At 39.0% G+C, this 12,139-nt stretch carries 8 protein-coding genes and 1 tRNA gene; 6 read left to right on the top strand and 3 right to left on the bottom strand.

The features are described from left to right. The first annotated feature begins 589 nt into the window (after positions 1–589). Entirely contained in the window at positions 590–2,050 is a 1,461-nt protein-coding gene (locus ABJH90_RS06645; RefSeq protein ID WP_348137753.1) for a glycosyltransferase, read from the top strand. Positions 2,051–2,455: 405 nt separating this feature from the next. On the opposite strand, the gene ABJH90_RS06650 is transcribed toward ABJH90_RS06645, so the two are convergent. Then, positions 2,456–2,537: transfer RNA gene (locus ABJH90_RS06650), tRNA-Leu, on the bottom strand. Between the two features lie 343 nt (positions 2,538–2,880). On the opposite strand from ABJH90_RS06650, the gene ABJH90_RS06655 reads away from it, so the two are divergent. From ABJH90_RS06655 to pth, 3 genes are all read left to right on the top strand, one after another. Beyond that, complete coding sequence (locus ABJH90_RS06655; protein ID WP_348137755.1) at positions 2,881–3,822, top strand: ribose-phosphate pyrophosphokinase; 942 nt, start codon at positions 2,881–2,883, stop codon at positions 3,820–3,822. 20 nt (positions 3,823–3,842) lie between these two features. Beyond that, positions 3,843–4,523: a 50S ribosomal protein L25/general stress protein Ctc gene (locus ABJH90_RS06660; RefSeq protein WP_348137757.1), complete on the top strand. Its 681-nt coding sequence runs from the start codon at positions 3,843–3,845 to the stop codon at positions 4,521–4,523. 90 nt (positions 4,524–4,613) lie between these two features. Then, positions 4,614–5,243 (top strand): aminoacyl-tRNA hydrolase, encoded by a 630-nt coding sequence (pth, locus tag ABJH90_RS06665; RefSeq protein ID WP_348137759.1) that lies wholly within the window; start codon positions 4,614–4,616, stop codon positions 5,241–5,243. A 47-nt stretch (positions 5,244–5,290) separates the two neighbouring features. Here the strand turns inward: pth and ABJH90_RS06670 are convergent, their stop codons facing one another. Together ABJH90_RS06670 and ABJH90_RS06675 are read right to left on the bottom strand one after the other, a co-directional pair. Then, complete coding sequence (locus ABJH90_RS06670) at positions 5,291–5,968, bottom strand: hypothetical protein (RefSeq protein ID WP_348137761.1); 678 nt, start codon at positions 5,966–5,968, stop codon at positions 5,291–5,293. Beyond that, positions 5,965–9,747 carry a reprolysin-like metallopeptidase gene (locus tag ABJH90_RS06675; RefSeq protein WP_348137763.1) on the bottom strand — a complete coding sequence of 1,261 codons (3,783 nt, stop codon included), beginning with the start codon at positions 9,745–9,747 and terminating at the stop codon, positions 5,965–5,967. The genes ABJH90_RS06670 and ABJH90_RS06675 overlap by 4 nt, the downstream gene beginning before the upstream one ends. Positions 9,748–9,797: 50 nt before the next feature. On the opposite strand from ABJH90_RS06675, the gene ABJH90_RS06680 reads away from it, so the two are divergent. Further along, the gene (locus ABJH90_RS06680; RefSeq protein WP_348137765.1) at positions 9,798–10,724 is read left to right on the top strand and encodes a bifunctional riboflavin kinase/FAD synthetase; all 927 of its coding nucleotides are present in this window, start codon (positions 9,798–9,800) and stop codon (positions 10,722–10,724) included. Continuing rightward, on the top strand, positions 10,725–12,065 hold the full coding sequence (locus tag ABJH90_RS06685; RefSeq protein ID WP_348137767.1) for an HTTM domain-containing protein: 1,341 nt from the start codon (positions 10,725–10,727) through the stop codon (positions 12,063–12,065). Positions 12,066–12,139: the final 74 nt, after the last annotated feature.

Here is a 12,139-nt window from a genome sequence, read left to right on the forward strand (position 1 = left end):
GAATTTCTACATTTCTAAAAAATAATAGCCTATCGCATGATATTAAAGATGATTTTGGGAATCATTCGAAAGAAGAAGCGGAACAGTATCGTGAATTGATTTCAAAACATAATAGTTGAAATATGGATGTGAAGTAAACATAAATATACAATAATTGATTACTCACAAGAGGGTGTAATTAGAAATGGTCGAGGGTATATTGAAAATCTCGAAAGACTTATCCCAAATGAAATATTTGCTCTCATTAAATTGGAGGACTCACACAATCACCCGGTAGAGGTTAAACCAGACGCAGGAAATATGAAATATGAAATAAAAAAGGCATGAATAACAATTGTTAAAAACAGAAAAATCTTTTTTTATCTAAAATTTTTTATATCTTTCCTTTATAGTATTCAGGGTGCATTTATTAAGTTAAAGGCTGAGAATCAAACCTGTTAATTTGTTGGATAATGCCAATATTGAAATACTATAGCAAAGGGAATGTGAAATGAGTAAAATCATTGTCATTCCCTTTGTATTTTACTGTCCTTCTTTATCAGTATCTTAAATCCAATTAATCATTTGGGATAAAGTAAACCAACATTTTATGAAAAAAATAAATATCAAGGAAGGCGCCAAAATTGAAGACTACAAAGCGTATGGTAGCCTAAATAATCTGGTGGACGAATTTTTAGTGGCCACAAAACAATCCGTTGTGGACCTTAAAGGCTGCACCATATGGATGATCAATTCAACGGCCACAGGTGGCGGAGTGGCAGAGATGCTTCCCAGCCAAATGCGGATTATGCGATTTTTGGGTGTAAAAATAGAGTGGATGGTCATTGAGGCGAGGGATCAATCATTTTTTAACCTTACCAAACGAATACACAATGCCATACATGGCAGTGGTAACGGCATATTTACCGATGAAGATCGTGCTGTTTTTGAACAGGTAAACACCCAGAACGCAGATCGAGCTGTTGCTGCTATACGGGATGGGGACCTGGTAGTGATCCATGATCCACAACCTATGCCACTCGCGGCAATGATAGCTAAAAAGAGAAATGTAAAAATGGTATGGCGATGTCATATCGGTTTGGAGGAGCAAAATGAAACGACCAAAGGAGTGTGGTCATTTCTATCAAGGTATTTTGAATCCTATGATCACTTCGTTTTCAGTCTCCCCTCCTATGTTCCTGAAGAACTGAAGAAAAAAACCGCCATTATACCCCCTGCCATCGATCCCTTGAGCCATAAGAACAGAACATTACATATGGATAAATGTATCAGCATCTTATTGCAATCGGGCATCATTAATGGCCGTGAACCTTTGCTTTACGGTTTTTATGGACATCAGGCAAGGCGTGTAATGCCAGATGGCACCTTTAATACGGTTAACCACGATAGTAATTTGGATCTTCTCTATAGACCCACTGTTACCGAAATCTCCCGTTGGGACAGGCTGAAAGGTTTTAAGGAACTTATGGATGCCTTTATTATGATGAAAAGGGAAAATGAAGCTTCCCCTGATAGTTCCAGTGTCCCTTATAAAAGAATTAAATATACCCGATTGATCTTGGGCGGACCCGATCCCGCATTTGTATCTGACGATCCTGAAGGAGAGGAAGTGCTGAACGAATTGATTGAACAGTACCGATCCATCGATCCCGAACTACAGGCAGATATTGCCATACTGCTGCTTCCATTGGACAATCCCAAAGAAAATGCCTTGATTGTAAACGCCTTGCAGCGCTTTTCGAATATCATTGTCCAAAATTCCATCCAGGAGGGATTTGGATTAACGGCCACCGAAGCCATGTGGAAACAGCGAGCGGTTTTGGTCTCGGGCGCAGCAGGATTGCGGTTTCAGGTACAGCACAATATCAACGGAAAAATTAATGAGGACCCCACTGATATACCTAGTTTGGCCAACATGCTAAAAACTATGCTCAACAACCCAAAAGAAAGGGACAAATGGGGCTTTAATGGACAAATAAGGGTTATTGAAAATTTTACACTGTTCAGCCAGATTACCTCTTGGTTATCGTTACTGGCTAAAGTAAGGTAAGGTTATGGATATTGGGACAGTACTACCTCAGGGACGGTCATTCTTGAGCTGAGGGCAATACTATTTAGGAGAACGATACACAAGAGCGGTTGCAATTTTATGGTCTTTATTGTGACTTGGGATAACTTCAGATCATTGCCCATTGTTAATTGTTAATTCGGTAACTATAGAGTGGGTAACAATTACCTAAAGACCTCTCCAATTGCACCAAAGTTAAAATAACACCCTATGACACCATAGCCTTCCCCTGAGTTGAAATTAAAGTTCAAGTCCCGTCCAAAAAAGGGCATTGTTTTTATCAATAAATGCCATCAAACACATTCACTAAATATTACCATTAAAATTTAATTGATTGTTGTACCTAAAATAAAAAGCCGAAATCTAAATCTCGGCTTTCTCTTTATGTACTCGAGGTGGGAATCGAACCCACACGTCCAAGGACACTGGATTTTGAATCCAGCGCGTCTACCAATTCCGCCACTCGAGCATTTTAAATGTGGCACTCAATTATTGTGTCTTTAAATCCTATTGCATGAATCATTAGTGGATTCCTAAATAAATATAGTTATAACTTAAACCAGATATAATATAAACCCAAACCATGATTTCAAATACCAACCCCAGCGATCCCGTCTGTAGTCAGGCAGGTCTACCATCCCGATAACAATCCGGAGCTCCACCGAGGCAAACGGACTGCAAAGCTAAAAAATAATTTCGTTTACAAAACTAAAATAACCCACATTTATCCTTTAGCAACCCAAATAAATTTTTAAATTTGCACCTCCTTAAGAATCAGGGGTTTTAAGAAACTAGTAAACAAGAGATTAACCATGGCTTATCAAGTACCAGAACCGAAGATTTTTGCCTGCACCCAGAGTATGGAATTAGGTAAAAAAATTGCCAAGTCTTATGGCACGGATTTAGGCAAGGTTTTGTTTTCTCATTTTAGCGACGGGGAGTTTCAACCTTCGTTTGAAGAGTCTATTCGCGGGACAAGAATTTTTGTAATAGGTTCTACCAATCCAAGTTCTGAAAATCTTATGGAAATGCTGCTAATGTTAGACGCTGCAAAGCGGGCATCGGCCAGGCATATTACCGCTGTAATTCCCTATTATGGTTGGGCCAGACAAGACAGAAAGGATAAACCAAGAGTTCCTATCGCCGCTAAACTAATAGCCAAGATGTTAGAAGCTGCCGGGGCAACACGGATAGTTACTATGGACCTGCATGCAGATCAGATACAGGGGTTCTTTGAAAAACCAGTAGACCATTTGTTTGCGTCTACATTATTCCTGCCGTATCTTAAAGAACTTAATTTAGAGAACCTTACCATCGCCTCTCCCGATATGGGTGGCTCAAAAAGAGCCTATGCCTATTCCAAAGCACTCCAATCTGATGTGGTGATCTGTTATAAACAAAGATCTAAAGCCAACGTAATATCGCATATGGAACTTATTGGCGATGTACAGGACAAAAATGTAGTACTGGTAGATGACATGGTGGATACCGCCGGGACATTAACCAAAGCCGCCGATCTTATGATGGAACGAGGCGCCAAAAGTGTAAGAGCTATAACCACACATGCTTTGTTATCAGGTAATGCCTATGAAAAAATAGAAAAATCGCAATTGTTAGAATTGATCGTTACAGATTCTATCCCTATCAAGAAAGAAAGTGGAAAAATAAGAGTTTTGAGTTGTGCCGACCTGTTTGCAGACGTTATGCACAGAGTTCATCATAACACCTCAATTTCGTCCAAATTTTTAATGTAAATATTAATTAAACTTAGATAATGAAATCAATTACAATCAAAGGATCAGAAAGAGAAAGCGTGGGCAAAAAGGCAACGAAGGCCCTACGTAATGCTGGAAAGGTTCCTTGCGTGGTATACGGAGGGGAAAAACCATTACACTTTTCAGCGGATGAATTAGCATTCAAAAAATTAGTGTACACTCCAAACGCCCACACTGTAAAGGTAGATTTGGAAAAAGGTGACAAAGTAAAAGCAGTAATGCAGGATATACAGTTTCATCCTGTAACTGATAGAATTCTACACGTAGATTTTTACCAACTGTTTGATGACAAGGAGGTTACAATGGAAATTCCTGTTCGTTTACATGGTAGTTCCCCGGGAGTAAGAAATGGGGGGCGTTTATTATTCAGAAACAGGAAGCTAACCATTAAAGCTTTACCAGACCATCTTCCCGATTTCTTTGATATAGATATTTCTGATTTAAAAATTGGAGATAACATCCTGGTAGAATCTTTACTAAATGATGATTTTATAATTTTACAACCAGATTCTACTGTGGTCGTACAGGTTAAAACTGCTCGTGCAGCCATTGAAGATGAAGTTGAAGATGAAGAAGGATTAGAAGAAGGAGAAGAAGGTGCTGAAGGTGCTGAAGGCGTTGAAGGTGCAACAGAAACTGGCGCTGAAGGTGGAGAAGCCCCAAAAGAAGGTGCTGAATAAATAAACTAAAGCTATTCATACTAAGCATCCCATCCAAATATATCAGGATTCGGGATGCTTTTGTATTTTTACCCTTAACCAATTGAGGGTATGAAAAGATTTTTTGAATTTCTTTTTGGGAAGGAAAAACGACTATTAGAAGAAACAGATTCCATGAAAAAGTACCTGCTAATTGGCTTGGGAAACATAGGTAATGAATATGCCAACACCAGGCATAATATTGGTTTTCAGGTGCTTAACAAGCTATCTGAAAAACAAAAATTCTCCTTTGAGACCCTGAAATTAGGAGATTTGGGTTCCTTCAAGATAAAAGGCAGAAGTGTTTTATGTTTAAAACCATCTACCTATATGAACCTCAGTGGTAAATCTGTAAAATACTGGATGGAAAAAGAAAAAATTCCATTAGAAAATATCCTTGTCATTACCGATGATTTAAACCTCCCCTTTGGGACCCTAAGGCTAAAAACTAAAGGAAGTGATGGCGGCCACAATGGTCTTAAGGATATTCAAAACAGCTTACAAACTGTGAATTACAACCGATTGCGAATTGGAGTTGGTTCTGAATTTAATAAGGGAAGACAAGTAGACTATGTGCTTGGAAAATGGAATGATGAAGAAAAACTTGCACTGCCTGAACGGCTGGAGAGAGCCAATGAACTTATCGCATCTTTTGTCCTTGCCGGGGTAAAGATAACCATGAATGAGTATAACAATACCTAGCCTGCCTTTTCACACAGACCTTTTTTATTAACTTAAATGCTTAGAATTTATAACGCCCTAAAGGAATAAATTCCTGAATCTGAATTATTTCCCTCAATATCTTTGGTGATCACCTTCCAATAATATACTGTATTAGCACTTGTATTTATTTTAATACTGGAAACAGAAGATGCAGGCGAAGCTACCAAAACCTGGGGAGGAGATACAGTATCAAGAAATATCTCATAACCAACTATATCATCATCAACATCTGCCCCGGACCATTCCAAAACGATTTCTCCATTGATATCCCGAACCACCGAAGCCCCGGATAATGGTGTTATTATTTGTGCCGGAAAGGGAGCATAGGTAATTTGGGAACCCGCATTAAAAAACTGCCAGGTTGCACTTGATGCAGTTTCCTGTACTTCTGTATTCCTGGTAATAACTACCCATGAATACGGAGCTCCTTTTTCTATGGTAAGTTCTGTACTGGTGGATTGCGTATTAACCGTTTGGGTAATATCAGTTAAAAGATTCGTTACCCTTAATTCATAGGTATTTGTGTTGTTTGCAGTTTGCCACATGAACTCTACCCTGCTTGAGGTGGGAGTTATGTTTACTCCAGTAGTACACAGAGAGTTCTGTAAAGGGAAAACTAAACCCGCCGCTGAAGGTGGCTTGGGTGAGTCCTTTTTACAGGCCGTAAAAAGCAGGCTTATGAAAATTACTAAAACAATTCTCATCGCTTCAACACTTTAAAAGTTCTTTTAAGATTTCCTCCTCTGACATTTACATAATACAACCCTGAAGGTAATCCAGCAAAATTAAGTGTCAGTGTATCCTCATTACCCTCATACTTTTGACTACTGATAAGTCGGCCGTCAGAAGCAAAAATAACAATGTCAACCAGATCTGAAGATGGTCCTAAGAATATGTTTAAAGTCTCAACTACAGGATTCGGATATATAAATGGAGCAGCGGAAATAAAAACTGTCTCGTCATATGACCCCTGACAGGGCAGATTTGTAGAAACTTTTAGGGTATTTGTCCCTTGTTTCAGATCCAGTACAACTTCTGAACCTTCCGTCTGGGTAAGGCTCCCATTTAATTCAATATTATACAATCGGGCACCTGATAACGTCAGAACTGCCTGCAACCCATCTAGGGAGACCACAGAACTTACACTTAAAGGTTCGGGCTCATTTATTACTATGTCAAAACAGATTTCCTCAAAAGTATTTACTCCGTCCGTTCCATTTATGCAAACCGAGTAAGTGCCCGCAGCTAAATTTTCCAATTTATAATCCTTGGTAAAGTCCTCGGTAATATTCAATCCGTTGCCCGATACACTAACCGTGTAATCCATAGACATTACAGCCGTTATTTCAAATGATCCGTTATCACTGGTAATACAGGATTCACTTTCTATTACCAGATTGAAATTATCCGTAGCAAAACGAAAAACGGGACATCCATCTGTGTTCACCTCGGTTCCGGGAGGTGTTCCGAGGCAAAGGTCATCCCCATCGTCAAAAACACCATCTCCATCATCGTCAGGTCTCAATTCACCTTCACCACAGATTTCCAGGTAAAAGTCATTAATGCTACCCCCATCGGCCGGGGCAGTATCAGAAACTGTTAATATCCATTCGCCAAAAGAAGATTCACCATTAAAGGAGGCCAGTGAACCCAGGGGGCTTACCGTACCACTAATTGCCGCCGCTCCGCCACCACAGATAAAAGCATCTCCGTCATCGTCAAAAACAGCATCAATATTTTCCAATTCCCCGCAAGAGTTGGAAGTTAAAATAACTTGTGTACCCTGGGGCGATGTAATACTAATTATCAGATCTGCCAGAAAAGTATGCTCTAATTCCAAGCCTACATTTACATCCGTTATCGGCAAATCATTTAAGAATGTAATTTTAGAAGTTACTGTTGGTGTACCTATAGAGGTTATATCTACGGGCAGGTCTTTAGCCGTTTCAATGTCGCAACTGATTGTTATAGTCGTAAAGCTGAATGGTGGACCAAAAGTTCCTTCTCCACAAGAATTTTTTGGTTTTATTCTCCAGTAATAAGTGGTTTCTTCCTGTAGATTTTCGGGTAAATAAGTGTTAAAAATAACATCGCTGGAAGATTCAATAACTGAAGTGAACAGCATATCTGTGGCAATTTCTATATCGTATGAGGTGTACTGCGCATTCAACTCCCAGCTAAGTTGTTGTTGCAGACCTACCCCTGTTGCCATATCAATGGGAGTCTGTAAAACCACATCTGAGAAGTTGGCATCGTTAATATTAATATTTAATGTTACCTCTTTAGTGATGCTCAAAGAAGTGGCTGTGACGGTCACAGGATAATTCCCGGGAAGAACAAGATTTGTATTTGAAAAAGTAATGGAAACCGGAGTATTATTTATTGTTGCAGTTGGCGGTGTAAAAACTGCTGTGAGGCCGGCAGGCATACCTTGAACACTAAAGGTAACTTCCTCACTAAACCCCAAATAGGTTTCATATATAAACGGTGTCAAAAGGTCATTAGGTTCACAAACTTCATAATTGAGGTCTGCAAAATTCAAGATAACTTCAGAATCCTCAATTGCAAAATCAGTAGTGTTCATACTGAAGAAAATATTGTTTGTGCCCTTAACCATGATACGGGCCGTTGTAGTGCTATTGCCGGGAACAATAACCTCGTGACTGCCATCGTTTGGAACTGCGGTTGCCAGCTGTATTGGAAAACTCAAACCTCCGTCTGTAGAAAGAAATATATCTACCTCCTGTGTATTTATTGGTGTTTTGTTCGTGTTGGCGACATCCCAGCTGATGATCTGTACAGATCCGGCCGTATAGGTCTCCGCTGTGTTTTGAGAGTTTACAACAAATGGTCCCGCGCTATTTAAAACATTAAGCTTTACCAGCTCTGAAGCTACCTGACCCCCTCCTGCTGCGTTATCTCTAACGGTTAAGGCGAAGTTCATTTCGCGTTCCACATTGGAAACCGTTTCCCAGGCCGAATTTATCGGTGGATTGGTTTGCGTAAGATTCCCCTGGTTAACCTCCGATAATTTTGGAAAATATCTGTCGGGATCTGTAGTAGGCTTAAGAGATCTGAAATTTGCGCCACTTGGATTATCGGGTCCGAAATTTTCTGTAGTGACCACGCCGTCATCAATCTGTTCCCATACATAAGTAAGTATATCTGTAGTATCGGGATCTATGGCATTTCCTGCCAATACAAATGGTGTTCCTTTGGGAATAATATAATCAGGAATAGGATTAATAACCGGAGGGTTGTTTGTTAAAGGCGTAAGTTCTCCACAGCTTGTAGTCTGAAGATATTCTATGATTTGAAATATGCTGTTATAATGGAAATAGTCATCCCCGTTTGGCGCAACGTTTTGTCCGGGTATTATACCGGCGTATCCCATAATCGTGGTTCCTGTACCAGGTTCTGCCTGAACCAAAGTGCCTTCAGATTCAAAGGACCAGGTATGATTTGCACCAAATTGATGCCCCAATTCATGTGATACAAAATCGAGATCATAGATATCACCCTGCGGATTTAAGGCGGCAGCGTATCCACTTCCTTTTTGGTTATCTATACAAACAGAACCTATAAAGCCCGCATTACCTCCATCTGTATCTTCATGAAATAAATGACCCACATCATAATTTGCCTCGCCAATTGTTGAGGTAAGTGTATTTTGAACTTCTGAATTTAAATTTCCTCCATAGGGATCGGTATCAGGGTCTGTAAATATCACCAAATCTGTATTGGCAATCAATTCTAAAGTAACACCCAAATCGGTCTCAAAAACCTGGTTTACCCTCGTAAGTGTAGCATTTATTGCCGCAAGGGCGTCGGCCACGGTTCCTCCATGGAATTCGGTATATTCTCCTGTAGCAGAAATTGCTATTCTGTATTTTCTAAGGGTTTGATCATCCACAAGTTTTGAAACGGAACCGTTTAAACTTTTTTCAATCGCTGATTGGGTAAAACATATAAAGTCGCTGTTGAGCTTAGAATGTAAACTTCTGTCATAAACTACATAAGCACCGCCTCCATCTAAGACTTTTTCCATGAAAGTGGTCTTTTCGCTTCCTGCATGAACAATCATACTTTGTACACCCTTGTGTGAAATGCTAAATCGAATACGGTCTTTACTTCCATCCAAACTATAACCTGAATAGGACTTTATACCCGGATATTTTTTTGCCAATTCGGGCGCCAGGACCGAATTTTCTGAAACTCTGAACGCCCTTAGTTTCCCCTTAACATCTGGAAAATAAATTATTCCGGTAACTTTCTTTTGGGTAGATATAGATAAGAGTTCCTCAGATAAAGATGCCTGGTCCAAATCAAAAACCCTTACCTTAGTCACGTCCGGATTGGATAGTGAAGGCGAAGAAAACTTACTGGGAGAAATTTCCTGCCCCCAATATTTGGATTGCGAAGATCCGTAAAAGGAGAGAAATAATATGGAAATTGATAAAACAAGACGTAGTTTTGCTAACATCAAGGGATTTTTAAAGTTTTAAAAGTAAGCCTTTTTATTATTTTATTTGTGTGGTCACAGTTCAAAGCATTTCCAATTACGATAAAAAGCACCCTACTGCCATAACCATTGGCACTTTTGACGGTGTTCACATAGGTCACAGAAAAATACTTGAACGCCTCATAAATGATGCCAAAAAAACTGGTCTGCGAGCTACGGTACTTACTTTTTTCCCGCATCCCAGAATGGTTTTACAAAAAGATACCGAAATAAGGCTTCTGAATACCATCCAGGAAAAAATCAAAATTTTAGAATTTATTGGCCTGGATTACCTGATTATTCATCCCTTCACTCTTGAATTTTCACGCCTTTCTTCTACAGAATTCGTTAGAGACATCCTGGTGAATGAATTAAAGGTCAAAAAAATTATTATAGGTTATGACCACCGCTTTGGCCGTAACAGAAATGCCAATATCCAGGATCTTTCCGCCTTTGGTAATACTCTAAATTTTGAAGTTGAAGAAATTCCGGCACAGGAAATTGATGATGTTTCTGTAAGTTCTACAAAAATCAGAAATGCGCTTATAGAAGGAGATATAAAGACTGCCAATGAATACCTGGGATATAACTATATGTTAACGGGTGATGTTAAAAAAGGTAAAGGTCTGGGGCGACAATTAAACTTTCCCACAGCTAATTTATTTATTGCAGAAGAATATAAACTCATCCCTAAAAACGGGGTTTATGTGGTAAAAAGCATCCTTAATGACAAACTTTATTATGGGATGATGAACATCGGTTTTAATCCCACTGTAAATGGTTCCTCAAAGAGTATTGAAATCCATTTTTTTGATTTTAAAGCAGATTTATATGAGCAAAATATCCAGGTAGATATCCTGGAACGCATCCGCGATGAACATAAGTTCAACTCGTTGGAGGAACTTAAAGCGCAGTTGCTAAAAGATAAAGAAACGTCAATTGCCTTAATTTCAAGCTAGATGTTTAATTCCTTTTTTTTTAAAAGAATAGACAACAGTCCTTTACTAATTTTTCGCATCTTTCTGGGGATTCTTATCAGCCTGGAATGCTATGGTGCCATCTTAACAGGATGGGTCAGGAGAACTTTGATAGAACCCACATTTACATTCTCCTTTATTGGTTTTGAATGGTTACAACCCTTACCCGGTCCGGGCATGTATATCTACTTTTTTATTATGGGTACCCTGGGAATTTTCATTGCTCTTGGTTATAAGTATAGGTTCAGTATACTTTCATTTACCATTCTCTGGACAGCTGTTTACCTGATGCAAAAAACATCATATAACAATCACTATTATTTGTTGGTGCTAATCTCACTTATTATGTGTTTTCTCCCGGCTAACCAGGCATATTCCTTAGATGCCAGGGCTAAGCCACAGATTAGGAGTGAAAGCATGTACAGCTATGTAAAATGGATAATAGTACTACAACTTTTTATTGTGTATACCTATGCAGCCCTGGCCAAACTCTACGCAGATTGGCTCGATTTTAGTTTTGTTGGAATACTAATGCAAAACAAGGCTCATTTTTGGCTCATAGGTGATTTGTTACAGGAATCCTGGGTCCATAAGTTTATTTCAGTCATGGGAATTTTATTCGATTTACTCATAGTTCCTGCCTTACTGTGGAAACCCTCCAGAAAAATTGCTTTTGCCTTCGCGATATTCTTTCACCTGTTCAATTCTGTCGTATTTCAAATTGGGATCTTTCCCTACCTTGCCCTGGCTTTTACCGTTTTCTTTTTTGAACCGGAAACTATTAGGCGGATATTCTTTAAAAAGAAACCGTTACCGGAACCTTCTGAAGTCATTATCCCTAAATACAGAAACCTCTTTTTTCTGGGATTTGCAATTTACTTTACAATACAACTTATTCTTCCCTTAAGACATCATTTTATAAAAGATGATGTTCTATGGACCGAAGAGGGACATAGATTGAGTTGGCGGATGATGCTCAGAAGCAGGTCTGGTATAATTAGTTTTAAAGTGATAAATAATGATAATGGCAATGTCATTAATGTTAATCTGAGGGACTGCTTAACAAAAAAGCAAAGGGGCAGAATTTCGGGATATCCCGATCTTATTTGGCAGTTTGCACAGCACCTTAAGAAAATTTATTCTGAAGACGGTGCAGATATTTCCGTTTATGTTAATTCCAGGGTCCGGATTAATGGCAGTAAATTAAAACCCTTTATAGATCCTGACGTAGATCTCGCCACAGAACGATGGGACTATTTTTGGCATAATAACTGGATTTTGCCCTCTAAAGAATCTAAAGCTGAATTACCGGCTTCTAAATAGGAATCCTTTTTGTTAAATAAATATGGGTGATAAAATAAAATGTTGCCATTCCAAATTGATACATTGATCATTTA

It is taken from the genome of Eudoraea sp., assembly GCF_039969275.1.
GTDB lineage: Bacteria > Bacteroidota > Bacteroidia > Flavobacteriales > Flavobacteriaceae > Eudoraea.

Bases quoted from the DNA above. Each gene is read 5' to 3' on its own strand.
- ABJH90_RS06645 (WP_348137753.1), top strand. From the start codon at position 590: ATGAAAAAAATAAATATCAAGGAAGGCGCCAAAATTGAAGACTACAAA.
- ABJH90_RS06655 (WP_348137755.1), top strand. From the start codon at position 2,881: ATGGCTTATCAAGTACCAGAACCGAAGATTTTTGCCTGCACCCAGAGT.
- ABJH90_RS06660 (WP_348137757.1), top strand. From the start codon at position 3,843: ATGAAATCAATTACAATCAAAGGATCAGAAAGAGAAAGCGTGGGCAAA.
- pth (WP_348137759.1), top strand. From the start codon at position 4,614: ATGAAAAGATTTTTTGAATTTCTTTTTGGGAAGGAAAAACGACTATTA.
- ABJH90_RS06670 (WP_348137761.1), bottom strand. From the start codon at position 5,968: ATGAGAATTGTTTTAGTAATTTTCATAAGCCTGCTTTTTACGGCCTGT.
- ABJH90_RS06675 (WP_348137763.1), bottom strand. From the start codon at position 9,747: ATGTTAGCAAAACTACGTCTTGTTTTATCAATTTCCATATTATTTCTC.
- ABJH90_RS06685 (WP_348137767.1), top strand. From the start codon at position 10,725: ATGTTTAATTCCTTTTTTTTTAAAAGAATAGACAACAGTCCTTTACTA.